At 55.8% G+C, this 25,361-nt stretch carries 21 protein-coding genes and 1 tRNA gene; 17 read left to right on the top strand and 5 right to left on the bottom strand.

All coding sequences use genetic code 11. The features are described from left to right. Nucleotides 1-50: 50 nt before the first annotated feature. The gene (locus tag ACR0NW_RS12240; protein ID WP_480450342.1) at nt 51-815 is read left to right on the top strand and encodes a metallophosphoesterase; all 765 of its coding nucleotides are present in this window, start codon (nt 51-53) and stop codon (nt 813-815) included. 39 nt (nt 816-854) lie between these two features. Here the strand turns inward: ACR0NW_RS12240 and ACR0NW_RS12235 are convergent, their stop codons facing one another. Then, entirely contained in the window at nt 855-1,379 is a 525-nt protein-coding gene (locus ACR0NW_RS12235) for a CBS domain-containing protein (protein WP_170652916.1), read from the bottom strand. A 123-nt stretch (nt 1,380-1,502) separates the two neighbouring features. On the opposite strand from ACR0NW_RS12235, the gene ACR0NW_RS12230 reads away from it, so the two are divergent. The 4 genes from ACR0NW_RS12230 (at nt 1,503) to ACR0NW_RS12215 (ending at nt 4,785) form a co-directional block, all read left to right on the top strand. Further along, a complete protein-coding gene (locus ACR0NW_RS12230) occupies nt 1,503-1,688 on the top strand; it encodes a hypothetical protein (RefSeq protein ID WP_170652914.1) in 186 nt (61 codons plus the stop codon). A gap of 65 nt (nt 1,689-1,753) precedes the next feature. Beyond that, the gene (locus tag ACR0NW_RS12225) at nt 1,754-2,779 is read left to right on the top strand and encodes an FAD:protein FMN transferase (RefSeq protein ID WP_480450344.1); all 1,026 of its coding nucleotides are present in this window, start codon (nt 1,754-1,756) and stop codon (nt 2,777-2,779) included. Between the two features lie 15 nt (nt 2,780-2,794). Next, a complete protein-coding gene (gene nqrM / locus ACR0NW_RS12220; RefSeq protein WP_480450345.1) occupies nt 2,795-3,025 on the top strand; it encodes a (Na+)-NQR maturation NqrM in 231 nt (76 codons plus the stop codon). A gap of 86 nt (nt 3,026-3,111) precedes the next feature. Next, a complete protein-coding gene (locus tag ACR0NW_RS12215) occupies nt 3,112-4,785 on the top strand; it encodes a sulfatase-like hydrolase/transferase (RefSeq protein WP_480450346.1) in 1,674 nt (557 codons plus the stop codon). A gap of 3 nt (nt 4,786-4,788) precedes the next feature. On the opposite strand, the gene ACR0NW_RS12210 is transcribed toward ACR0NW_RS12215, so the two are convergent. The 4 genes from ACR0NW_RS12210 to ACR0NW_RS12195 all read right to left on the bottom strand — a co-directional run bounded on the left by ACR0NW_RS12210 (nt 4,789) and on the right by ACR0NW_RS12195 (nt 8,335). Beyond that, nucleotides 4,789-6,210 carry a pyridoxal phosphate-dependent decarboxylase family protein gene (locus ACR0NW_RS12210; protein ID WP_480450348.1) on the bottom strand — a complete coding sequence of 474 codons (1,422 nt, stop codon included), beginning with the start codon at nt 6,208-6,210 and terminating at the stop codon, nt 4,789-4,791. 3 nt (nt 6,211-6,213) lie between these two features. Then, on the bottom strand, nt 6,214-7,353 hold the full coding sequence (locus ACR0NW_RS12205) for a DUF819 family protein (RefSeq protein ID WP_480450350.1): 1,140 nt from the start codon (nt 7,351-7,353) through the stop codon (nt 6,214-6,216). A 133-nt stretch (nt 7,354-7,486) separates the two neighbouring features. Beyond that, on the bottom strand, nt 7,487-8,101 hold the full coding sequence (locus ACR0NW_RS12200; RefSeq protein ID WP_170652901.1) for a cupin domain-containing protein: 615 nt from the start codon (nt 8,099-8,101) through the stop codon (nt 7,487-7,489). A gap of 149 nt (nt 8,102-8,250) precedes the next feature. Continuing rightward, nucleotides 8,251-8,335: transfer RNA gene (locus ACR0NW_RS12195), tRNA-Leu, on the bottom strand. A gap of 699 nt (nt 8,336-9,034) precedes the next feature. On the opposite strand from ACR0NW_RS12195, the gene ACR0NW_RS12190 reads away from it, so the two are divergent. The 12 genes from ACR0NW_RS12190 (at nt 9,035) to ACR0NW_RS12135 (ending at nt 25,209) form a co-directional block, all read left to right on the top strand. Continuing rightward, entirely contained in the window at nt 9,035-9,550 is a 516-nt protein-coding gene (locus tag ACR0NW_RS12190) for a hypothetical protein (RefSeq protein WP_480450352.1), read from the top strand. Between the two features lie 3 nt (nt 9,551-9,553). Continuing rightward, nucleotides 9,554-11,566 (top strand): dynamin family protein, encoded by a 2,013-nt coding sequence (locus ACR0NW_RS12185; protein ID WP_480450353.1) that lies wholly within the window; start codon nt 9,554-9,556, stop codon nt 11,564-11,566. A gap of 8 nt (nt 11,567-11,574) precedes the next feature. Further along, nucleotides 11,575-13,440, top strand: a complete 1,866-nt coding sequence (locus ACR0NW_RS12180; RefSeq protein ID WP_480450355.1) for a dynamin family protein — start codon at nt 11,575-11,577, stop codon at nt 13,438-13,440. 131 nt (nt 13,441-13,571) lie between these two features. After that, complete coding sequence (locus ACR0NW_RS12175; RefSeq protein ID WP_480450357.1) at nt 13,572-13,973, top strand: hypothetical protein; 402 nt, start codon at nt 13,572-13,574, stop codon at nt 13,971-13,973. A 21-nt stretch (nt 13,974-13,994) separates the two neighbouring features. Then, the gene (locus ACR0NW_RS12170) at nt 13,995-14,876 is read left to right on the top strand and encodes a hypothetical protein (RefSeq protein WP_170652893.1); all 882 of its coding nucleotides are present in this window, start codon (nt 13,995-13,997) and stop codon (nt 14,874-14,876) included. A 73-nt stretch (nt 14,877-14,949) separates the two neighbouring features. Then, nucleotides 14,950-16,992 carry a dynamin family protein gene (locus tag ACR0NW_RS12165; protein ID WP_480450359.1) on the top strand — a complete coding sequence of 681 codons (2,043 nt, stop codon included), beginning with the start codon at nt 14,950-14,952 and terminating at the stop codon, nt 16,990-16,992. Beyond that, nucleotides 16,989-18,284 carry a dynamin family protein gene (locus tag ACR0NW_RS12160; protein ID WP_480450361.1) on the top strand — a complete coding sequence of 432 codons (1,296 nt, stop codon included), beginning with the start codon at nt 16,989-16,991 and terminating at the stop codon, nt 18,282-18,284. The genes ACR0NW_RS12165 and ACR0NW_RS12160 overlap by 4 nt, the downstream gene beginning before the upstream one ends. 338 nt (nt 18,285-18,622) lie before the next feature. Continuing rightward, nucleotides 18,623-20,800, top strand: coding sequence for a serine/threonine protein kinase (locus ACR0NW_RS12155; protein ID WP_480450363.1), 2,178 nt, complete (start codon nt 18,623-18,625; stop codon nt 20,798-20,800). 211 nt (nt 20,801-21,011) lie between these two features. Beyond that, a complete protein-coding gene (locus ACR0NW_RS12150; RefSeq protein WP_480450364.1) occupies nt 21,012-21,983 on the top strand; it encodes an FHA domain-containing protein in 972 nt (323 codons plus the stop codon). Between the two features lie 3 nt (nt 21,984-21,986). Then, entirely contained in the window at nt 21,987-22,772 is a 786-nt protein-coding gene (locus ACR0NW_RS12145; RefSeq protein WP_480450366.1) for a PP2C family protein-serine/threonine phosphatase, read from the top strand. A gap of 23 nt (nt 22,773-22,795) precedes the next feature. Then, a complete protein-coding gene (locus tag ACR0NW_RS12140; protein ID WP_170652881.1) occupies nt 22,796-24,058 on the top strand; it encodes a transporter substrate-binding domain-containing protein in 1,263 nt (420 codons plus the stop codon). Between the two features lie 41 nt (nt 24,059-24,099). Further along, entirely contained in the window at nt 24,100-25,209 is a 1,110-nt protein-coding gene (locus ACR0NW_RS12135; protein ID WP_170652879.1) for a LysM peptidoglycan-binding domain-containing protein, read from the top strand. Nucleotides 25,210-25,361 lie beyond the last annotated feature (152 nt).

The raw sequence follows: 25,361 nt of genomic DNA, 5'->3' as shown, positions 1-25,361 counted from the left end.
ACTTGCAATCCTTCTGGCCAAAGCCATCAGTTTTGGAGAAAACTGTTGCCATGATTGCAAAATGGCTCAGGGGAGTGGTGGGTAAGCCACTTATGGGAACGCGGCGTCATCCGTTTCCCTCAATTGCGCCCGAGCGGCCATTCTATGCCATCGGAGATGTGCATGGTCGGTTGGATCTGCTGCAACAATTGCTTACGCGTCTTGAACCTTCTCATCCGTTGGTCTTTGTCGGTGATTATATCGACCGAGGGGATTATGGCGCTCAGGTTCTGCGTCATCTTCAATATCTTGACGAAAAAAGCAGTCGCACAGTGTTTTGCCTGATGGGAAATCATGAGGACATGCTGCTACGATTTCTGGATGAGCCCCAACAGAACGCTCAGCCTTGGATGTGGAATGGTGGCTTTGAGACCCTGACGTCCTTCGGGGTCAAGTGCTCTCCGAACGAAATGGCAGGTGAGAAGGCAAGACGTGTTGCCGGGCAGCTGCGCGATGCGATGGGAGAAACTCTGTTAGAGTGGGTACGGGCGCGTCCGCTGATATGGAGCAGCGGCAATGTAACCGCCGTGCATGCGGCCCTTGATCCGACCCGGCCAGTTTCCGCGCAGGAGCGGCAGGTTTGTCTTTGGGGGCGCGGAGACGGGTTTCGGCGGCCACGACAGGACGGGCGGTGGGTTATTCACGGCCACACTATCGTTGACGATCCGAGTTTCGGGGGCGGGATCATTTCCATTGATACCGGTGCCTTTGCAACCGGCAGGTTGACCGCCGCCGAAATTTTCGACGGCGATGTTCGCTTCGTAACGACAGACTAGCGAACCAGAGCGGCGTGATCGATTGGTGTCAGCGCCGCCTTATCCGACGATCATCTGCTTCATGCGCAGGGCCTCGTATTCCAGCTCGTTCAACCGGAATTGCACCACATCGCCAATCGTGACGACACCGCTGAGGTTGCCGTCTTTCACAACGGGCATGTGGCGGAAACGCCCCTCTGTCATACGCTTGAGGATATCCATCAGCAGGTCATCCGGCGCGCAGGTGTGCACATCCCGCGTCATCAGATCCTCGACCGACTGTGGCAGGGTCTGACCCGGTGTGTCCGCCATGCGCCGCACGATGTCACGTTCGGACAAAATTCCCTGCAGCGCCCCGTTTTGATCCGTGACGACAACGGCGCCAATATGCTTTTCCTTCAAGATCTCGACGACAGAGTGAATGGTGTCGTTCGGACGGACGGCAAACACCGCATCTCCCTTGCCTTCCAGCAGTTTTGCCACGGTGGTCTGTGTGTGCGACAAATTCGAGTCGGTCGACTGGCTGTAGGTCGTCGTCTCGGCCTTGTCGCCCCGCATGGGTGACTGGTAAGAGCTTGGGGCCATGGGCGGTCTCCTCCTTTACCGGATATGGCTTTCCCTTCTACCTTAACGCAGGTAACTGGCCTGTATAGTGTGCAAATGCGCCACCCCGGCAACTAAACCCGCAATGCGAGGAAACTCAGTATCTTGGATGGCCTGTTTCTGACACCTCTGACCGGCGCGCTGATTGTGTTTGTGGTCGTTGTCTGCGGCCACCGTTTCCGGCTGACTTGGAAAGAGCAGACGCCTGGCTGGCAAAGACGCGCCTGGATATTCGGAGTGCCGGCTGCAATCGGCCTTTTGGCGCTGGCGTTTCTGCCTTTGAAGTATTGATGTCGGTTTGACTCCGGGCAGAGGCGCTGGCATACGCCGCACACAGTATTCCCGGAGGTCGCCTGATGCGCAAACTGCCAGTTCTGGCCCTGATCCTGTTCGTTTCCGGCTGTCTTTTCGACGAAGAGCCCGAGGTCGTTCGCCTGTCGGGCGAGACGATGGGAACCACCTACAATATCACTGCGATTGGTACGGACTTGGACGCTGAAGCGCTGGGTCAGGCAGTCGAGGATGCGCTTGCCTCGGTTAATGCAAAAATGTCGAACTGGGACCCGAATTCCGAAGTTTCGACCTTTTCCGCCAGCACCCAGACAACTCCCGTAAAGGTGTCTGAGGAATTCGCGCTGGTAATGGATGCCGCCAATGAAGTGCATGACAAAAGCGGTGGCACATTCGACGTAACCCTGGGACCGCTGATCGAGCTGTGGGGATTCGGGCCGCGTGAACCAGATGATCCGGTACCGGCAGATGCGGATATCGCCGCAGCGTTGGAGCGAGTGGGGCAAAGCAGGCTGCTATCGCTCGACAAAGATGCCGGAACGCTGGCGAAATCCGATGCCGGGGTTGGTATTAACCTGTCGGCCATCGCCAAAGGGTACGGAATTGACGCCATTGCAGGTACGCTGCAGGCGGCAGGGATCGAAGATTATCTGGTCGAAATTGGCGGTGATCTGGTAGCGCACGGCGAGAACGACAAGGGTGAAAACTGGCGGATCGGAATTGAAAAGCCCGAAACCGGCTCGCAAACGCTGCAACTCATCATTTCGCTTGATGACATCGGCATGGCGACCTCAGGCGATTACAAGAACTTCTTCGAACAGGATGGCATTCGCTATTCGCATATCATCGACCCGACCACTGGCAGGCCGATCACGCATCGCACAACCTCTGTCACGGTTCTGGCCGACAGTGCCATGATGGCCGATGCCTGGGCTACGGCCATGCTCGCCCTGGGTCAGGAAGAGGGGATGAAGGTGGCGGAAGAGAATAAACTTGCCGTGTTCTTCATCTCTCGGGATGTGACAGGCGGAGAAGATGCCTATATCACCGTACACAGCAGCGCGTTCAAGGATGCGCTTGGAACCAACTGACAGGTAGGAACCGGGATGAGCACGTTTCTTTTGGCATTTGTACTGTTGCTGATCATTGTGGTTGGAATGTCATTGGGTGTCATGCTGATGGGCAAGACGATCAAGGGCAGCTGCGGCGGCCTGAATGCGATCTCGGGCGCCGATAAATGCGTGGTCTGCCAAAAGGATATCGACCCTGACAGCCCATTGCGTGACAAACTGCAATGTCCGCGAGCAAAGAAGATGATGCAGCAGATGGAAAGTTGAATCCGCTCCCTGCAAATTGAGGCTTCGCTGCCCGGGAATTTCCCGATAAGTTAGCATGTGAAGGAAATTTGCAAGGGTCCGGGACTATGGCCAAAACCAGGAATATCCTGTTCATCATGTTCGACCAGCTTCGCTGGGACTACCTGAGTTGCTACGGCCATCCGCATCTTCATACCCCAAATATCGATCGCTTGGCGGCCAGGGGGGTTCGATTCAACAGGGCGTATATACAGTCACCGATCTGCGGCAGTTCGCGCATGTCCACCTATACCGGTCGGTATGTGCATTCCCATGGGGCGTCATGGAACGGAATTCCGCTGAAGGTTGGCGAAACGACCATGGGGGACCATCTGCGCAAGGCCGGGATGGGGTGCTGGCTGGTCGGAAAGACCCATATGCGCGCCGATGCCGAAGGTATGGAGAGGCTGGGGCTGGAACCCGACAGCCTGATCGGCGCCCGCGTGGCGGAATGCGGCTTTGACGTGTTTGAACGCGATGATGGCATGCTGCCCGAAGGTCCGGATGGGTATTATGACCCCGATGGCGCCAAGGAATACAACAAATACCTGAAAGCCAAAGGGTATGAGAGCGACAATCCCTGGCACGACTTTGCCAACTCTGGTCTGGATGCGGATGGGAATGTTCTATCGGGTTGGTTCCTGAAAAACTCGCACGAGCCCGCGAATATCGCGGAAGAGGATAGTGAAACACCTTATCTGACCAGTCGCGGGATGGCCTTTATGGAGCAACACGAGGGGCCGTGGTGCTGTCACCTGAGCTATATCAAACCCCACTGGCCCTATATTGTACCAGAACCTTATGCGTCGATGTACGGCCCGGAACATGTGCTTCCAGTCGTCCGTTCGGCAGCCGAGCGGGATCAGGCACATCCGGTTCTAAAGGCGTTCATGGACACCAAGGTTGGTCAGGCGTTTTCGCGGCAGGACGTGCGCGAGGCGGTGATCCCTGCCTATATGGGCCTGATCAAGCAGGCCGATGACCAGATGGGCCGTTTGTTTGACTGGATGGAAAAAACGGGCCGGATGGATGACACGATGATCGTGCTTACCTCGGATCACGGCGACTTTCTGGGCGATCACTGGTTGGGGGAAAAGACGTTCTTTCACGACGCCTCGACCAAGGTGCCTCTGATCATCTATGATCCATCGCCCGAGGCTGACGCGACCCGAGGCACCGTCTGCGATGCACTTGTCGAATCCATTGATCTTGTCCCCACCTTTGTCGACGCTGCGGAGGGTGAGGTTGCCAGTCACGTTCTGGAAGGGCATTCCCTGCAGCCAATCCTGCACGGAAACGCAGATACGACTCCCCGCGACTATGTGATCTGTGAATATGACTATTCGGCCTCTCCGGTGGCCGACATGCTGGATGCCTCGGTCCGGGATGCGGTGATGTTTATGGTCGCCAATAAGAAATGGAAGCTGATCCATTGCGAAGGCGGGCATCGACCTATCCTGTTCGATCTGGAAAACGACCCCGATGAGTTAACCGATCTGGGCGAAAGCCATGCGCATTCTGACGTTATTGCAGAGATGTATGAGCACCTGTTCGAATGGACGCGCCGCCAGTCACAACGCACGACCCGGTCCGAGCAACAACTGATCGAGATGCGAACCAAAAGCCGGGGCAGGGGTGTTGTCGTGGGTGTCTACGACGAAAATGACGCGCCACTTGAGTTGACCGTCAAGTATCGCAATCGCACCGCGCGCGCCTATCGGGACATCCTTGACAATGGCTGAGGTTCAGCTGCGGCGCGCCTTCCATTGGACATACCGCGCCATGCCACGTTCCAGCAGACCGGGTGGTTTTCCCTCGTCCAGTTGAAGTTTGCCACCGCCGGCACGGTACATCTCGGCAAATATGTCCAGAACTTTGGATTTGACCATGCCGCGCAGCGGAACATGGGCCATCATGCCATATGTTGCGGCACCGCCGGATTTTGCAAGCGATGGATCTGCGCGAACCGCCTGAACCGCATTGGCCAGGTCGATCAGATATTCGTCCACTACTTCCAGATGTTTGGCGGTGACCATGCAGTGAATGCCGTCGGGATTCTGTACCCGGTTTACGTTCCAGCCAAAGTTCTCAAGCTGATCGGCCACCGCGTAGATACTTAGTCTTTGATCCGTTGAGCCATAGGCCAGCAACGGTCCCTGCGGGTTTCCGAGAATTTTTAGCCCTTCGATGCCAGCAATCCCGGCCTTCAGTTTTTCCACGGCTTCTGTCGTGTCGTGTGCCAGTTTTCGATACCCATCTTCGCCAAATTTCTGCATCACCGCCCAGGCTGCGGCGTAAGCTCCACCGGGTCGCGTACCCAGCAGGGCAGGTGAAGCGAAAACGCCCCCCGGCCAGTCCTGATGGACAAACATCTGGTTTTTCAGCAAGTCGAGATGGCGATAAAGGATCGTTGATGCCCCCTTGGCCGCATAGCCGTATTTGTGCAGGTCGGCCGATATCGACGTGACACCGGGCACGCGGAAGTCCCAGTCGGGCAGATCAACGCCGTTTTTCTCCATGAAGGGCAGGATCAGCCCGCCCACACAGGCATCCACGTGCAGCGGGATGCCCTTGGACTGTGCGATCTGCCCCATGGCCGCAATCGGATCAATGGTGCCATGGGGATATTCAGGGGCTGAGCCCAGTATCATCACCGTACCCGCATTGATCATGCGCCCGAGTTTGGAGATATCGGTGGCGCAGTTTTCATCCATCGGCAACAATCGCGCCTTGACGCCGAAATATTCAGCAGCCTTGAACCAGGCGACATGCGCTGTCTTCGGGATGATCATGTTGGGCTTTGTGACCTTGCGCGTCTTCCGCGCCATGTCTCGATAAGCCTTGACGGCCATCAGACAGCTTTCAGTACCGCCTGCCGTGACAACTCCGCAGGTGTCCGGCCCGCCATGCAACAGCCCGGCCATGGTCGAAATGATCTCTGTCTCCATGCGCTTCAAGCTTTGAAACGCAGCGGGGTTCAGTCCGTTGGCAGATGAGAAGGTGCTGTATGCCTTTGCCGTAAAAGCATCGTGTTCATCATTCAGATGATAGACAAGGCTCCACGTTCGGCCCGCCTTATAGTTCGGGTCATCCTCGGCAAAGGTTTGCAGATGTTCCAGAACCTCATCTTCGGGGCGCCCATGTTCGGGAAGTTTCAGGTGGCTCATATCCTATCCTTTCCCCGCCAGCATCAGGGCAAGCGATATTCCTAGGTAGTTTCCGATCGCAAATCCCAGAATTCCGGTGGCCATGCCCGACATCAGAACAGCAGGGTTTTTTAGGCTTCGCGATACCATCGGCACAAAAGCCGGTGACATGACGGCCGCCACGGAAGTGATTAGAAACGTATCCCGATCAATCCGCGCCAACCTCGCCAGCAGCATGTGCAGGCCGAAGCTGCCAAAAGTCGCGGCAAGCACAAAGATAAGGACAGACAGATTGACGTTCATCAATGCTGTCAGATCCATGGATGCAGCCACACAGAATGAAAACACGTAGATCAGGTACATTCCCATATGAGGCGCCGCGCGATTCAGGCGCAGAATCGGAAGGAATGATCCGCAAATGCCCAACGTCGTCAGCAGTACGATGGTCAGAATCTGGGGGTTGCCAAAGGGCAGGACAGGGGCAAGAGCGACAGCGATTCCGACACAGACAGCAGCCGCAAACAATGCGATCACACCCTGGCCAAACAAGTTACCGGATTGAGGGGATACCGAATCCGATTGTTGTATTTGTTCCGACCCGCCGCCGGAGAACGGTGCGAAAAACCGGCTTAACATGGTTGGTATGACGGTCAGGACAAGCAGCAGGTAAACCGTACCGACAACGGTATCGACTGTCGCGAACAACAAATAGCGGGCCTCGGGAATGCCTAGCGCCAGCTTGATTGCACCCATATTGGCGATGCCGCCCGTGTACATGCCAACGGCCATTCCCGATAGCTGTTCGGCATCCGTCAAACCCTGAGACCTGAACAGGAAGAACAAAAGAGCGGCGACGCATGTAACTGACACGACCGCCAGCGCCATGGAAACCATGGCCGAGCCCGCTACGCGCGTCCATGCCCTTACATCAACCCCAAACAGAAGCAGTGGTAGTGCAAGTCCCAGGCTTGCCTCCATCACCGAGTTGCGAATGTCCTGAGCGCTTTCAGGTATCAGCCCCAACAGACCCAATAGCAGTCCGATTGCATAGCACAGGACAATTGGCCCCAGCTTTGCCGCAAATGAAGAGCGCAGGGTCAGAAAAACCAGCGCTGCCGGCGCAGCCAGGAAAAACAGTGCGAAGATGATTTGAACCGACGGCAAGTCTGGCCCCTCCCTGAGAGCCGAGACTAATCGCCGCTGTCATGATGGCGCAAGACAGCCTGACGTGAGGTTTTAAGGCTGAATCACACAGCTTCCGGTCGGGAATTCCTGACCTTTGAAGGCTATGATGACCTCAGTCCGCCAGCGACACCCACAGCACACGGGCGTCTTCTTCGCTGGTGGAAACGCATCCGTGGCCCATCCCGCTGTCGTAATAGACCGAATCCCCCGCTTTCATCGGAAGCGGGCGATAATGCTCGGTGTAGAGCGTAAGTTCACCGCTGATTACAAACATGAACTCTTCGCCCTTGTGACGGACCCAACTGTCAAATTCCGTCACATCTCGTGATTTGATCGTGCTGATATATGGCAGCATCCGCTTGCTGGTCAGTTCGTTGCACAGCAGTTCGTGATCATAGGTCCGTGTGACCTGATGTTCACCTTCACCTGAGCGGGTATAGTCGCGGCGCCCTGAAATATCGCTTTTTGCCGATTGAACAAACAGCTGAGGGGTCTCCAGTTCCAGCGTCTGCATCAGTCGGCGGATGATTTCAAAACTTGGACGCGTCTGATTGTTTTCGATCTTTGACAGAGTAGAGCGCCCGATCGCCGCCGCCTTGGCTGTCTCTTCCAGCGTCAGGCCTTTTTCCCGACGCGCATCGCGGATCATTTTACCCAGAACTTCACCGTCCGGTGCCTCAGCTGTTTCTGATGCAAGACCTGCGTCTTCAATCTGAACGGGTTCCATTTTGAATAATCTCCTGACTTTCAGGCAGAATAGCTTTGTTCCCTATTATGGTCAAAGTTTCCTTTCGGGGCGAGCTTGAACGAACTAAGGGAATATCGTGTGCGTCTCGGCAGTCATTCCCAAGTCGCCATCGGCATCGTAGGAAAGCTTGGTGCGGGTGGAGGGACTTGAACCCCCACGCCTTGCGGCGCCAGAACCTAAATCTGGTGCGTCTACCAATTTCGCCACACCCGCATTGCAATGCCGCGCTGAATAGCAAAGCTTGTGTAGGAGCGCGAGAGGAAATTAGGCGCTGTGCAGAATATTTTTGACGCTCAGATTTTTCCCCTTCGGGTCGATGCAGCACTTTCATTGCGCTTTCCACTCTACTCTGCTGGCTTGAGGTAGTTTTGCCTGTTGACAGCTTAATGTCGTGCCACCAAACAGTCAGTAATATTGGCCCACTGCATTGGTGATTTCCTACACCGCGATGTCCTGCCTTCTCCGGCTCAAACGAGCCTGCCCAATTTCAGGGAAATCGAAGCGGGAACGAGGCATTGACCAACAACTTTCCTGCTCGCTTACGTTGAGTTAACGGACTTTGCAGCGAAGTCCGTGCAGCAAGACGCGGAGTGCATTTCATATCCTCGAAATTGCGATCTGCCTTGCAGGCCGTTCGACGATTACCGGGTCGGGCAGGGTCAATCGGTCGCTTCGGGTTGTGTATTGCCTTTAAAATATGGCGTTTCATTCGTTCTTGTTTGTCTCCGAAATCCAGAAGGCCCCTATCATCATGCGGGAGAGTTTTTTGGTTTAACGGTAAGGATGTATAGGGCGGTCAGCGCGATTTCTCCTCAAGGTTGAGGCAATTTTAAGCAGGCCGATTCACAGTTCCGCCACAATTCCAACGCCAAAAAATCTTATTCAGGTCAAATTAACACCGCCTTGAGGGTAATGCTGTTCAGCAAGGAGTTAATGAGTCTTTTTGCCACTTTGGCGACGTACCAGTTTCTGCTCAACTCCGGAAAAAAGGTTCTCATCGTGACCGAACAACTCAAAACTGCTGCTTCGGAGCAAGAGTCCGTCTTTCTTGCCCGCGAGAGCTTCATTGGTGAGCTCAAAACCCTGAACAAACGCTACCCGAACACTGGGTTCGGCGTTTCGCTCAGAACACATTCAGGCGAACATTATTTGTTGGCAAACACACGGATGCCGTTGCCTGCCAACAAAGCCGAAGGTTTTCCGACCGGACGCCGTGTTGCTTGCCTGGAAAACGGTGACAGGTTTCATTCCATTGAGGTGCTGGCAGACTCCGGCGCCTACGAGTCGATCTCTCCGCGCACCGAAGCTGCGATACTCAGCAACGCGCTGGAACTGATCGCGAAAATCGACACCTCATCCAGCGTTCCGGCCGGGCGCCTGGAAACGCAGTTCGCGTCTCAGAACGTGGCTACCGGCACCGGAGGGTAAATTATGGCGCGCAATGATCACCTGCTGTCTGTCGGCAACGAGGCGCTTGCGCCCATGACATCGTCCATGTCGGCGCTGACCGCGCAGATCGACCAATTGACAGAGGTGGCAGATGCGCGCTCCTCGGCGCGTCTGGCCACACTCAAGACGCGAATGGAGAACTTTACGGCCAGTGTCACACTTGTGGGGCAGGTTAAGGCGGGCAAATCGTCTGTCATCAATATTCTGGCCGGACACCCCGGCTTGCTGCCTTCTGACGTCAACCCCTGGACCTCGGTGGTTACCACACTCAACATCAACACGCGGCCACCCGGTGACACAAAGTCAAAATTCACATTCTTCGCTCAGGAAGAGTGGGACAACCTGATGGTTGGCGGCGGTCGTTTGGGCGAATTGGCCAATCGGGCCGGCGCGGATGATGAAATGGACGATATCCGCCGTCAGATCGCCCAAATGAAAGCAAAGTCCGAGGAACGCCTTGGAAAACACTTTGATCTGATCCTCGGCCAAAGCCATCAATACGACTACTTTGACGACGAACTGATCGAGCGGTACGTCTGTCTGGGTGATGAAGACGATCCGGACATCGATCCCAAAACGGGGCGTTTTGCCGACGTCACGAAGTCAGCGGAACTGTATATGGACATTCCGCAGTATCCGATATCGCTGAAACTCTGTGATACTCCGGGCGTCAACGATACATTCATGGTTCGTGAGCAGATCACGTTGCGCAGCTTGCGCGGATCCGAAGTCTGTGTCGTGGTGCTGGCCGCAAGTCAGGCTTTGACAACCATGGACATGGCGCTGATGCGGATCATCGCGCAGTTCGAAAATCGTCAGATCGTTCTGTTCGTGAACCGCATCGATGAGCTGTCCGATCCTGTGAATCAAGTTCCGGAAATCCGTGATCGGATTCAAGAGACGCTCAAGCAGAACAACATCGACACCAGCACCAGCATCGTGTTCGGTAGCGCATTGTGGGCCGAAGCCGCCCTGACCGGAAATCCGGATATTTTGACTGAGGATTCGCGCAAGGCGCTGAATACCTTCTATCTTGCGGCCGGTTTCGGGGATCAGGCCGCCTCGCTGGACAAAATCTGGGCACTGTCGGGCTTGCCAGATCTGCTTTTGGCCATGAACGAACGGATTGCCGAAGGTGCGGGGGCACGTCTGATTGATCGCGTCCGCCATCGCGCCCGCAATATTGCCAGTCAGATTCGCGCGACTGCGGTGGCCAAGAATCTTTCCGACACAGGAGAAATCGCACGGGATTTGTCGGGTAACACACCCGAAGAGGCGATCTCGGATATCATCACGGATTACGAAAAACAGGTTGCTAATCTGACATCCTCGTTGCGTGACAGAGTTCTGGAACGTCTGACCTCGGCTGAAACCAACTTTGTCAAACGCGCCACGGATTCACTGATCTCGCATCTCGAAGTCAATGGTGAGCAAGGGACGTGGCAATACGATCCGGCGGGTCTACGAACTCTGCAAAAAGCCGCGTATTTCAGCTTTGCCCGTAACATGCGCAAAGAAGCCGGGGCGCTGTATACCGCCGCTGCGGCGGATATCGGCGCGTTGTATCACAAGCTGCTTGGCAATCATCTGGGTGAGTTCAACATCGAAGCACCCATTGTTCCGCGAGTTCCACCGCCTTTGGGCATCGGACGGACCATCGCACTTGATCTGCAAAGCACATGGTGGAGGCGATGGTGGCAAAAACGCAAAGGTTTTGAAGCTTATGCCGCTGACTACACCCGCCTGATCGCGTCCGAGGCAAACTCGATCACGAAGGATATCGAAGAAAATCAGGTGGCGGCGGTCCTTGAGAACGTGCGCGCAACGCTGACGGATTTCATGCGTGAACAAAAGGAGACGCTCCTGAGCATCTCGCAATCTGCCGAGCGGAATCCCGAACAAAACGCTGCATTGATGGCAGGAATGCAGCCCAAAAAATCCCGGGATGAAATCCTGGGAGACATCCTCAAAGACCTTAGCAACGAAGCAGCATAAGAAGAGTTATGGTAAAAAATAGTAGCATCCGCTTCGTCTCTCCTCGGCAATGGGAACGTATCGAGCAGTGGTCCCGCCGCAAGCCTGTCTTTGCGCTTATGGGGGAATTCAGTGCCGGGAAATCGACACTGATGAACTTTCTTCTGCGCAAGCGGGCTTTGCCGACGCAGGTGACGGCAACCCAACTTCCGCCGGTCTGGTTCAGTTGGGGCAATCAGCCTGCTTATGTGAAGCGCCCTGATGGCAGCACAGAAGAAATCAGTCTGGATCAACTGGATCAGGTTGGTGTCAATGATGCGCAGTTCATTCGCATTCACCTTGAGGCTGACATTCTGGAGGCCGTCGATCTGATCGACACTCCGGGTATCTCGGATCCAAAAATTTCGTCGGATGTTTGGCAGCGCGCTGTCGGTCAGGCAAACGGAGTGCTGTGGTGCACCCATTCAACCCAAGCCTGGCGCGAAACCGAGCGTGCGACTTGGGTTTCACTGCCTGAACGTTTGCACAATAACTCGTTGTTGCTGGTTACCCGCGCTGACGCGTTGAATACCAAAGACAGGCAAAAGGTTCTGCGCCGTGTCAATCGCGAGGCAGGCCATCTGTTCAATCGTTCAATTCTGTTTTCCGCCCGTGATGCAATTACCGCGCGGGACAAGACGGGCGACGCCGAATTGTGGGCCCGCAGCGGCGGCGGTAAAATGATCGACAGTTTTCTGGAAATTACCGAGAGCATCATGGATGCTCGCGCGGATCAACTGGCCCGGTATCAGGTCGACAAGAGCCTTTCCGACGCCACCCCGATTCAGCCGATGCGCGCTGCCGAAAAATCGGCGCCCATTTCTGATGATAGCGTCGCGGCATCGGAGCAATCCGCTGAAACATCCGTACAGCCACTCAAGCTTGAAAACCCGCTGCAGGAAGGAAAGTCTGCAACGGCCTCGTCCGGTGAAAGCGGTACCGTTACCAACTTTCCGGTGCGTCCGGCCCGGGTGGCGCCGCGCGGTGATGAAGAAGCGGAACGGGTGGAACGGGTTCGCATCGATGCCGAAGATGCTGTGCGGATGCGGGCGGAAGTGACAACTGAGACCACCGTTGACGTTGTCCCCGAAGCGGAAACCAGCGACGAAGAGCTGCGCGCATTCTTCCGGGATACAGGCGGCAATCCGTTGGATATTTCCAGCCAGGATGGCGGTCGGCCCACAGAATCGCCACTGGATATGGAGGATGAGTTCGGGCTGATCGATTTTGACGATGAAGAAGAGGCAGGCGAAGAGTCCTCGGCTCTGGAAAGAGACACCGCAGAGGAGCTTTCCGAAGAACACGCCGCAGGAGACGACACAGACGCCCTGCTTGCTTCGCTGAATGATCAGTTGGAGCAAACTCCGGACTCCGAAACCGGCGACATTGAGCCCGACAAGAATCCTGTCGCGTCGGAAATTGAAGTTTCCGTCTCGTCGATCACAGCGTTGCTGAGCCGTCAGGAGGCTGCGCAAAGTGAAAATCCCATTGAGGATTTCGAACTGGAGTCGGAGGAAGGCGACCTGCCCGGCGCATCTGTTCTGGCCATGTCGGACAATCTGCCGACCCCCGAGGGTGAAGCTGACGACGCAGAAACCGAAGGTGACGAAGGGGAGTTGGAGCATCTTCTCGACGTGCCTGCGGGCTCACCGCTGAGCGCTGCGGCCATGTGGCGGGAAGTGGCCTCAAGCGAGGTGTTGCCCGATGACGCGCAGGACCTCAGGGCAGTATTCCAATCGTTCCTCGAGGAATTCGACAAAATAGCGGTCGAGCATAGCGCCAGGCAGGCAAAGGACACATTGCGCCCGATCCCAAAGGCAAACAACGCAGGCAAGGCAGAATGGCATGTTTTGTAACGGAACATCTATTAGGCACTGGCCGAATGGAACTTTCTTCCAACATCCAGCCTGCGATGCTAACGAAGACGCGCAGCGGCCCGAGGGCCGCTGCAATTGTAGATATTTAGTAAATAATAGCAGGCGCTTAGATGTCACTTGACGCAGCACTGACTGCCGCAATGGCAACCATACCCGACTGTTTTGCAGCCGGGTATATCGACATGGAAACCGGCATGTTGCTGGGGCTTCGGGGGGATGATCCCGAAAGCGCCGAGGCCTTGGAAACTTTGGCGGTCGCAGCGTCAAATCTGTTTCAGGGAAGCGGCGTTCGAGCATTTGAACAGATGCTGCGCGAATCCGGCGTGCAGGATGCGGAAACGCCAGGTTTCGGGGAAATCGCGGTATTTTCGAATGACAGGCTGCACATCTTTTTGCGGACACAGAAATATCCGGATCATGTCGTCTGTTACATCTGCAAAGACAGTGCAAATGTCGGCCTTGCCCTGACGAAATCTCATATGAGTCTCGGGCCGGTGGCGGAAGCAGTTTAGACAGGAGCAGAGGGGGAAGTTATGATGGACACAGACATTCTCGACATGCTCGAAGATATCGGGCGGTCTGCAACAGCCCGGTTGTCTCCTGCGGTTCGCCTGCCGGGCTCGACCGCGGAAGAGCGCCGTCAGAGCGTTTTGAAGAAAATCCGGGGCACGATTCTGCCACGTCGATTGGAATTCACCGCCAGCAACGGGGATCAGCTGGCGCTTGAGGTCAGCAGCTCGCGCGTCACGGATGTGTTCCTGACGCCATCAGGAGATGCGCCCGACTTTGAGACCGAGCCGCGAAACGGCGTGGCCGACAAACTCGCGCAAGGCATATCAGCCATCAGCGGTGCACCTGCCCCGTTGGAAGTGGTATCGCTCCGTCCTGACGCGACGCCCGAGGCGGATGATGTTGGCATAACCCTCAGCGAGATTGAAAGCGCCTGTGCGTTGATCGACCTGCCTTCAGAACCGCATGTAAAAGTTGTGGCGGAAGCACTCGAACCTTTGGCCGAAAGTGAGCCAGTTTCCGAGGTGGCACCAGAGCCGGATACCGAAGCATCCTCGAGTTCCCGCAACTTTTTTGATGGCGCTGAACGCTTTGCCCTTGGGCGTATACTGGTTGAAACAGGCGATGCGACTTCGGTTCAGACTGCAGATCTGTGTGCTGAAAACGCACCGTTGCATCCTGAACAGGATGTGCTGGCCCGCTTTGTCAGTGATTTGTCCGGTTGGGATACCGATAGCAACTCAGTAATGCCCCATCCGCAATTGATCGTGATGCGCCCCTCAGGCGGCAGGGCTGCCGGCATTGCCGTATTACGCGACGGTTCTTCGACCGCAGTCGCGATTCACGAAGCGCGCAAATTGGGCGCGGTGGTAAACCTTTGGAAGTCCATTCGGGAGGCAGAGTGATGGCCGCCTCCCCAATCGTTAAAATTTTCTGTTCAAGAAAAGTCCTTACATACCAGTTAATAGGGTAAATCTTATGAGTGAGACCAGTCGCCGGGAGTTAGTCCGGATCGCGGAAGAAATGAACGAAACGACGAATGACGAAACCCGTCAGTTCATTTCGCGCATTATTGACGATCTTTCGAACCTCAAGCCCGGAATTGCATTTGTCGGGCAAATCAAGGCGGGTAAATCGCGTCTGATCAACGGGTTTACGGGTCAGGCGGAATTCCTGCCGTCCGACGTCAACCCGTGGACCACCGTGATTACGGATATGCACTTCGGGCACCCTTCGGGCCGAACCACCGGGGCCGAGTTCCACTTTTTCGACAATCACCAATGGCATGCGCTGATCGCCGAAGGCGAAGAGTTGCGCAACATGTTCCCGGATGACGAGGACAGCTATAAGCGCGAGATGATCGAAGAGCAGGTCGAGGCGATGAAAACCCGCGCTCGTATGCGTCTTGGCGACAGCTACGAGGAACTGCTGGGGCAACATCACGATCTGGACGCTTTGAATTCCGACGATCTGGCGCGCTATGTCTGCGCCGGAGACGACCCGCTTGATGGCGAAGTGGAAGAGCCCTCTTCGGATCGCGGGCTTTACAGCGATATCACCCGCAAGGCCGAGGTCTTTTTCGACGTCGGCCACTTTCCCTTTCCTTTGACGGTTACCGATACACCCGGTGTCAACGATCCACTGCTGATCCGCGAGGAGATTTCGCGGCAATATCTGAGAGAGGCGGATTTCTTTGTCGTGGTTCTGTCCGCGCATCAGGCTTTGTCCCGAGCGGATCTGAAACTGTTCCGACTAATGCAGGCATTGGAGCTGGGTCAGATCGTCGTCTTCATCAACCGGGTGGATGAGCTGGGTGGTGGTGCCGAGGATGCGCTCAAGGTGCGCACCGATGTTCAGGACGGTTTGGAAAAGGCCCTTGGAAACTCAGACATCGATGTGCTGATGGGCAGTGCCCAATGGGCGCATTACGCCCTGACCGGAGACGAATCCGGCGTCGATCATGATCAGGTACTTGCATGGTTGCGGGCGCATCCGGAACTGATGAAACAGTATCTGGAAGGTGTTGAGGACATTAAACAGGGCCCCGGCCCCATCAGCCGCGAAGCGGTGTTGAGGTTTGCCGCGATGATTGCGTCTGGTCTACCCGATCTGCGCCGACACGTGACTCATGCTTTGTCAACTGGCCCGCGCAGTGAACAATTGAAGATGGCATGGCAGCACCTCAACAGTTTCGCGCAGGCTGAGTTGGAGCGAAGCCAGATTCATCTGCGGGCTCTGGACGATGAGGACGACACAACACCCGCCGACGAAGAAGAAAACGACAAGACTCTGGCATCACTCCGCGTTCTTGTGGCGGAGAAAACCGCCGAGATTACCCGCGACATGGACGATGTGTTTGCCAATCTTCGTGGTGTTATGGACGACACAGTTTCCGAGGCCGTGTCCAATGTCGTGCGCGGTCCGGACGGAAAATCTCCGCTGTTGGCCAAGGGCGGCGCGACAGAGCTTAACTTCACCGATTTGCGCGACAGAATGCGCGAATTGGTTCAGGACGCAACTCAAGTCGTGCGGCAGCGGCTGTTAAGCGAACTTTTCACCGTCGACATTCAATGCAACGCGGCGCTCCGCGCCTTGCCGGGTTGGGAAAATCCGCAGGACAACAGAATGAACACTAGTGCGGTTCGTTGGTTCCGGCCCGATACAACTGCATTGACCCGTGGAATAACTGTTGAGCTTCGCGTGAACTGGCTTTCGCGTCTGATCTCGCGTAGCAGCGTTGTTTCCCGCGCGGAACGAATGATTGTTCAGGAGTTCGAATTGATCGGTGACGATTTGGTGGATACCGTTCGCACCGACCTGCTGGAACGGTTGAACACGGTGCTTGACCATTACCTGGCCCTGTTGGCCGGACATCTTGAAAACCGGATCGGGTCAGGGGAAACCTGCGCCCGAACCGAGGCACAAAGCGCGTTCGATAAAGCTCGGCGGATTGCCGACGAACTGGGCTCGGCATTCGGCTCTGAGCGCGCGGATGAAAGACAAGCGGAGGCTGCGGAGTGATCGAATTTCCCGGAACCGAGCATGAGGTGCGACAGCTTGAGCGTTTCCTTGCTGTCTCGGAGAAAGACCCTACCAGCCCCGCGCTGGAAGAGTGGCGCGCCCGCGCGCAAAAATATGTCGAAAGACTGTCCAGCGCCGTGTCGATTGGTTTTGCCGGAGAGTTCGGGGCCGGAAAATCGAGCCTTGCAAATATGCTGGCAGGCGCAGACATCCTGCCGACAGGACCGCAGCATCTGCAACTGCCTCTGGTTATCGTGGCTTATGCGGATGAGCCGGAGACGACTGTCGGCTGGTGGGATAAAGAGCCAAAAACATATTCAGGCGTCGCGTTGGAAAAGGCGGCGGCGGATAAACCCGACTTTATCTCGGTCGGGCTGAACACCCCTGCCCTACGCGAGATTTCCCTGTTCGATCTGCCCGGTTCCGGCGCATTGGACGATACGTATAAACAGACTCTTGATCTGCTGAAGTTCGTTGACTGCGCGATTTGGTGCACCAACGGAACGAATGCCTGGCGCGAGACCGAGCGCCACCTGTGGGCGCAGGTGCCCAAAGAATTGCGGGCCAACAGCCTGCTGGCGGTAACCCACTCCGATTTGCCACCTGTACGAGATTCGCTGGACCGTGTTCTTAAGCGGTTGGAAAAGGAAAAAACCGGAATGTTCCGGTCTATCGTGCCGATCGGAACGCCGGTTGCGGTCCGCGCGATGTCGCAAGAACCGGAGCCCGATATAAGCCTGTGGGAATCCTGTGGCGGGCAAAACCTGGCGGAACAGGTTCTGCAGGCCGCTTCGGACAGACGTCAGAGCGATCTGAAGGCTGCCCGTCAGGATTTGATTGAACATTTTCTGCCGTATCTTGAAGCCGTGTCCAAACTGAATGGTTCTGACGGGGCTGAGAAACCGGATGCGGTTGAACAGGTTCAGAACAGCTTGGGTGCGACCCTGCCCCCGCTTACAAACCCGATCCTCGAAGATTGGCTTGCCGCTATCGCCAGCATCTATGATGATCTGCGCGAATCGACCGACATCGAACCGTCAGAATTTTTGCGAAGCTGTCAGGATATCGTCGAGGATTTTGCCGAGCGGCTTGAAAGCGGAACGGAAATCGATCCTGATGCAGACTGGATTCCGGCAGAGTTCGAAAAGGCGACCGATCTGCTTCTGTTGCTGCAATTCGAAAGCGGCCAGGCACCGCTGAAAGATGCCGTAAATATTCTTGCTCAGCTAAGCGATAACCTGGCTTGGGCCGGCAGCACCGTCGCCGATCCGCAACCCAGAACAGGAACCTGATTGTTCCAGCAAAACTCACGTAATTTTGCATCGAATCGAATCTGTGGGAATCGCCTCCTAATTGTTTCGATATCGTAGACCAAGCACGGTATTTGGGGGCAACAGCCCCCATTTTTTTGCACAGTGAAATCAACATATAGTATCACGAGGGTACAAAAGCCTAAATATAGCGCTCCCGGGTTATCCATCCTTAGTGAAGCCATCAGGCGGCCCCAATAAAGTCAAATTTGAAACGTCTAACCGTTCTCGAATGTCCTGCGGTTGTTTTTGGTTGTGAGTTCGCGGGCCCCTAGCCCAGTTATTTTTTGCCGCAAACCGAGTATTATGGGCGGGTAGAAATGAGCCACAACCAGGCTGTCGGCCAAGCGCACGACGAACCTCAAATTGACGGGCTGAGACCAGGAGCGAAACTGCTTCGCGGCCAGTATGAAATTATCCGCTATCTCAGCCATGGCGGTTTTGGCGTCACCTATCTGGCTCGCGACAGCCTGGAGCGCGACGTCGTGATCAAAGAGTGTTTTCCGTCAGCACTCTGCCGTCGCAACGGTGATCTGGTCGAACCTGCGGACACGTCCTATCAGGAAGATCTGAAGTCGATCGTCGACCTTTTCATTCAGGAAGCCCGCAACCACGCACGCCTTGTCCATCCCAACATCGTGGATGTTCATCAGGTATTCGAAGATAACCAGACCGCTTACATCGCGATGGATCTGATCCGCGGGTGTGACCTGTTGGATTACATAGAAAACAAGGAAAACGACGCCGGGCCGGACTTTATTGTTCAGGTGACTGAAAAGATGCTGTCGGCGGTGTCATTTATCCATCAAAGCGGCATGCTGCACCGGGATATCTCGCCGGACAACATTCTGATCGACGAAAACGGTGATCCGGTTCTGATCGACTTTGGCGCGGCACGGGAACAGGCAGCCAACAAATCAGCGGCGCTGTTGACGCTGCGGGTGATCAAGGACGGATATTCTCCGCACGAGTTTTACGTACGCGGGGCCGAGCAGGGACCAAGCAGTGATCTGTATGTGTTGGCGGCAACGCTATATCACGCGATCAGCGGCGAACGTCCGATTGACGGGCAAACACGTCTGAACGCCTTCAACAATGATCAGTCTGATCCCTATGTGCCACTCACAGGACGTTTCGAGGGGTATCCGGATGGATTCCTGCAAGCGATCGACAAGGCGATGGAGGTTCACGCCACCGACCGGTTGCAATCCGCGCTGGACTGGCTGCGAATGTTCCGTGGGCCCGGCGTTGAATTTGACTCGTTCAAATACCGTCCGGTTTCGGTCATCGTTGCATTGGACCGCAAGGATGAGGCTGCAGAGAGGGAACGCATCAAGGCTGAGACCGAAAATGCCGAAGCGGTTGTTACGGCCCTGCTTGCAGGCAATTCAGATATCGCATTGGGCGACGAAGAAAAGCCCGGCCCCGAGGCCGCGAAATTTGTTCAGAAAGAAGAGCCCACTGTGGCAGTCGACACTGTGGTTCAAAGCAATTCAGGTGGCGGCATCAAGATTGTTGTCGGCCTTGCGGCGGTCGCTGCGCTTGCAGCGGGTGGGTTTATTTTCCTCAACAACAGTGACGGCGAAGTTCAAACGGCTGCGGTTCAATCGACCGAAGTTGCGGCAACTGCGGTGGAAGAACCAGCACCTCAAGTTGCTACAATTGCATCTGAGCCTGTTCAGGATAACACACCCGCAGCGGACGAGGTAACCGAAGCAACAGCAGGAACGGTAGCGGAAGAACCTGTCGAGCAGACAACCGTTGAAACAGCAGCCAACGAAGCTGCGAACAGCGAAAATGAGGTTCCAGTAACCGAGTCAGCGATTGAACCGGCAGAAGAAGCGGTTGAAATCGCTGAACCTGCTGCACCGCCTCAGCCTGCCCCTGTGAATGTCAGCGAAAATCAGATCTCGTTCTCGCACTGGGACGTGGATATTCCGTTCGCGACAAGCTTGCGGCGTGGGTCCACAGGCAATGTCTTTGCTATCACCAGCGTCGACTCAAACCGCGATATGTCGGTTATCGGCGACTGGGTTGGCCGTGGTGCTGCAATTTACACGCTGAACGGGAAACCAGTTCGCAATGACGCGACTTTTGCCGCGCAGGTGCTTGAAAATCTGAAGGTTGACCCGGACGGGTATACGCGCGTTGCCGCACGGTATCGTGAGCTGGGCAAAACCCGGGCCCAAAACGGATTGCTGGCCTTGCCTGCCGTACGGATGTTCGGACTGGAAAATGGCTATTCCTTCTCTGCACAAAATACCGGCAAAGACGGCTGGCAGACAGTTGTGACAAACGTGCCTGCCAGCAGTGCCGAGGGTCTGCAGCAAGGCGACGTACTGTTGCGTGAATCTACGACCGGACAAAGCGTGGAAGGGCCTGAAAGTCTGGATGAAATCCTGACAAAACTCGCAGGTAACAACCAGCCAAAGGCCAGCCTGACCGTCCTGCGGAACGGTGCCGAAACCGCTGCGGTCATGCAGCTGGCGCAGGAGTGACCTGAACAGTGTAATCGAAGTTCGCCAGTGTGTTGTTGCTGAGGATGGCGGGCAAAGTTTGCCATCCTGACCGGGGGTCACCCGGTCGCGAAAAGTAAAGGTTCCTTGGTTTTCCAGATAATCAGTGCCGCTGTGCGTCGTTGCGCAGAGGTTTGTATGCAGCCCCACGGGACACAGATCCTGTGCCCATAAATCGGAAGGTGTCGACACCATGTTCAAATATAAAAGCCCCCTGAGCCGGCTTCTCGAAGGTGCCGGCAAAGCCAAGGAAACCGAAGAAGAAGTGAGCCCCGCCCCCGAAGCGGAAGCTGCCGAACCGATTGCGGATTTCAACGCGCTGCGTCAGGCCCTTGCCGGCGGGAACATGCCCTCGGAAAGCTATGAGGACGCAGAAGAACTGATCCCGGAAGAACGGATGCCCGACTTTGATGAAGGCAACGCCGAACCGGATCAAGCCGAGGCTGCAGAAGAGGCCGTTGAACCGGAAGTCAGCGACATCGCTGAGGAAACGGCGAATGATGATGAAGTGGAACAGGTTGTAACCCTGCACCTTTCCACTCCTGAAAACAAAGAGCCCGAGGGTGAGCCTGTTCAGGTTGAAACGGTCGAAGCCGTTGAAGAAACTGCCCCTGAACCAGTGGTTGAAACCCCTGAGCCTGTTCTGGATGAGACGCCTGCAGCCCAGCCTGCCGCAGCTCAACCTGAGCAGCCCGCCGCACAGGCAGAGGACCGCCGTGCCCGTGTAAAAACCACATTCCTCGGTTTTGAACGTCCGGACACGCATGTGCAGGACCTGATGGAAACCGCACCAGCAGCAAAAGCCGAAGCCACTCAGGAATCCTTTCCCGTCGGCTGGCTTGTGATCACCAGCGGCCCTGGCCGTGGTGCAAGTGTAATTCTGACCGAAGGTCTCATGCAGATCGGCCGCAATGACGATCAGGGCATCCAGCTTGATTTTGGCGACACCGGGATATCGCGCAGCAACCATGCCGTGATCGCATATGATCCCGAAGACCGGAAATGTTACCTGGGACACGGCGGCAAAGCGAATCTGGTGCGTCTGAATGGCAAACCTGTGCTGAGCACGGTTCCTCTGAACAGTGGTGACATGATCCGGATCAGCGAAACCTCCATGCGTTTCGTCGCGTTTTGCGATGACGGCTTTGACTGGCGGGATGCCTGATAGATGCTGGCGTCCCCGGCATATGATATTGCGCTGATCCTTGATCAGGGTCGGCGCGACTCTCAGGAAGATGCGATTGCAGCGCGTGTTTTTGACGTTGCGAATGCAGGATATGTCGTCGTCGCTGACGGCATGGGCGGGCATGACGCTGGTGACGTTGCCTCGGAGCTTGTCATTGCTGCCTGGCGCAACATGCTGGATGAGCCGATGGAAAGCGGCGACTTTTCCGAGGCCTCTATCGTCGACGCGCTTCCGATGGCGGCCATGCAGGCCAACGCCGAAATCGCTTCTCATGTCGAAAGTCAGGTTGCCGGGTTCAACATGGGTTCGACGTTGTTGGGCGTTTTGTTGTTGGGCAATCGGCTGTTCTGGATATCGATCGGCGACAGTCCCCTCTATTTGTTTCGGGATGGGCAGTTAACGCAGATCAACGAAGACCATTCGATGGCACCTGTCATCGATGCTCAGGCCGAGGAAGGACTGATTTCGAAGGATGAGGCCCGTACGCATCCCGACCGCAATCAGCTGACTTCGGTAATCATGGGGGCCTCGATACCTAAGGTGGACTGCCCCGAAGCACCAATGGAGCTGACGTCAGATGATATCGTGATCATCGGCAGTGACGGCCTGCAATATCTGAGCAACACGGAAATCGAAACCATAACGGCGGAACAGAAAGACAATCTGGCCGGCGACATCGCAGATGCCTTGCTGAAGGCGCTGCAAGTCAGAAATGACCCGGATCAGGACAATGTCTCGGTCGCTGTTGTGAAATTGGCAAGTACGTAAATCAAGGCAAAGAAACGGAAACCATGAGGAAACATCTGATCGTATCCAGCCTGGCGCTGGCGGCTGCTGCAGGGGCAGCCTCGGCTCAGGAAGCCTGTTCGACCTATGAAATTCAGCGGGGCGACAGCCTGCGCGAACTGGCCATACAGGTTTATTCGACCGAGGATTACCGTATCATCTATGACGCCAACCGGGACACCATCGGATCCAATCCGAACATCATCCGGGTCGGAGATACCCTGACATTCCCATGTCTTGAGGATGTTGGACGGGCAGCGCCGGAACCCGCGTCAGAAGCGGAACGCATGGCCGAGGAAATGGCCGCTGAACTGATCAAAGCGGCGGAAGAACGGGCGCAAAAAGCGATTGACGAAGCAGAGGCGCGTGTCGCGGCGGCGGAAGCCGAGGCCAAGAAAACCAGCGAAGAAGCGGTAATTGCCGCCAAGGCTGCGGCCAAGCAGGAGATCGAGGCCGCCCGGGCCGAAGGTGCAGCCCTGATCCGTAACGCCGACGCAGGTGAGCGCCCGGATATCCGGGATAGGCAGTTGCTGCTGATCACCGGGGGCAATTACGCGCCGTTCACCGATGAAGCCTTGCCGAACCGCGGTCTTTACACCGATCTGGTACAAACTGCGTTTTTGCGGGCGGCTCCGGAACAGGCTTACAAAATCCAGTTCGTGAATGACTGGTCGTCGCATCTTGATTTGCTGATGCCGACACTTGCCTTTGACGCCACATTCCCGTGGTCGCGCCCGAATTGCGACGAGCCGGCCGCCCTGTCGGAAAATGACCGCAACCGTTGCGAGACCTACAATTTCTCAATCCCGTTCTACGAGGTCGTTGACACCTTCTTTGCCCGCGAGGGTTCGGGCTATGAGGAAACGCTGACCTATGCGGATTTTGCGGGAACCACGATCTGCCGTCCCGAAGGCTGGTCGTTGTCCCATATGGATGCGGTCGGCCTTTATGAACCGGCAGTTACCTTGCTGCGCCCCGTATCACCGGATGACTGTTTTCATGCAGTCATGCAGGGTGAAGCCGACATCGTAGCCATCGAAGCGCATCTGGCAGTCGAGGCGATCGGTCGGCTTGGTTACGAACATCAGATCATCGAAAACCCCAATCTTGCGGCGATCAAGCCGCTCAACATCATGACCCACAAGGATAATCCTGATGGGGAAGCGATCCTTGAGACACTGAATCAGGGATTGGCAATCATGCAGCAATCGGGTGAGTGGCGCGACATCGTTTCCACCGCTCTGCGTCATCAAATGGAAAATGGCTAAGGCCGCGACGGCCTGACAACTAAAATCTGGAGGAATTTCTAATGTTTGAACTCAAAGTCAAAAAAATCGCAATGTCGGCAGTGGCCTTCACTGCGATCAGCGCCGGAGCCGCCGCCGCTCAGGAAGCATGTACCAACTATACCGTATCCGACGGCGATACACTGGCGACAATTGCAATCGCGGCCTATGGCACCTCGAACTACCAGCCGATCTTTAACGCGAACCGCAACAACATCACCAACCCGAATGCACTGGAGCCAGGTCTGGTTCTGGCTCTTCCATGTGCGGACGGTAGCCTGCCAAACGGCCAAACCGCGCAAGAGATTATTGCCGCGGAAGAGCAACGTGCCGCGAGCGTCAAGCGGTCCAGCGTTTACGAACCTCCGATCAAGCTGGTAACCGGCAACGGCTGGGCGCCTTTTGCAGATGAATCACTGAACGGCGGTGGCGCGATCACCCGCCTGGGTACCACAGCCCTGCAACGTGGCGGCAACGCGCGCGATTACTCCGTCAGCTTTGTGGATGATTGGAACTCGCATCTGGAAACACTGTTGCCGTTGGGCGCATTTGATGTCTCGATGGCGTGGAATATGCCTGACTGCACCAACCGCACCTACGAATGGTCGTGGGAAACTGAAGTGCGCTGCACCCAGTTCGATTCATCTGTCCCGGTTTATGATATCGTCGTCGGCTTCTACACACTGCCCGAAAGTGATTATGCGAATGCAACCACCTTCGATCAGCTGAAAGGCTCGACTATCTGTCGTATGGACGGTTGGTTCATTCACGATCTGGAGCAGGAAGGCCTGCACAATGGCGAAACCATGACCCTGATGCAACCGATCACTGCGCGTGAATGCCTTGATGCGGTTTTGACCGGCACCGCTGACGTCGCAACGTTCGAAGTTCAGCTTTTCTCGGACACCATGTCGGAAATGGGCCTGAACCAAAACGACATGATCGAGAACCCCTTCGTGACTTCGCTGTCGTCACTGCGTTTCATCGCTCACCGCAGCAACCCCTTTGGAAAGCAATACCTCGCGATGCTGAACAAAGGCCTGAACGAGATGCGTGAGTCCGGCGAGTGGTATGCGATCGTTTCGGATACACTGCGCGAGCATAACGAAAAACTGATGGCCGCATCGAACTAATCCCTCGGCAATGCTGCCAAACATTGGGCCGGTCCTAGGACTGGCCCCTTTTTTGTTCGAAATACCAGATCATTTATTGTGTCTGCAGCGGGTTTTTGGCGCATTGCAACAGAAAATCCGTCCGAACTACGGGAAACCCCTAATATTCATAA

It is taken from the genome of Ruegeria sp. CF5 (genome assembly GCF_056537325.1).
This window is presented reverse-complemented; position numbering and strand designations above follow the sequence as displayed.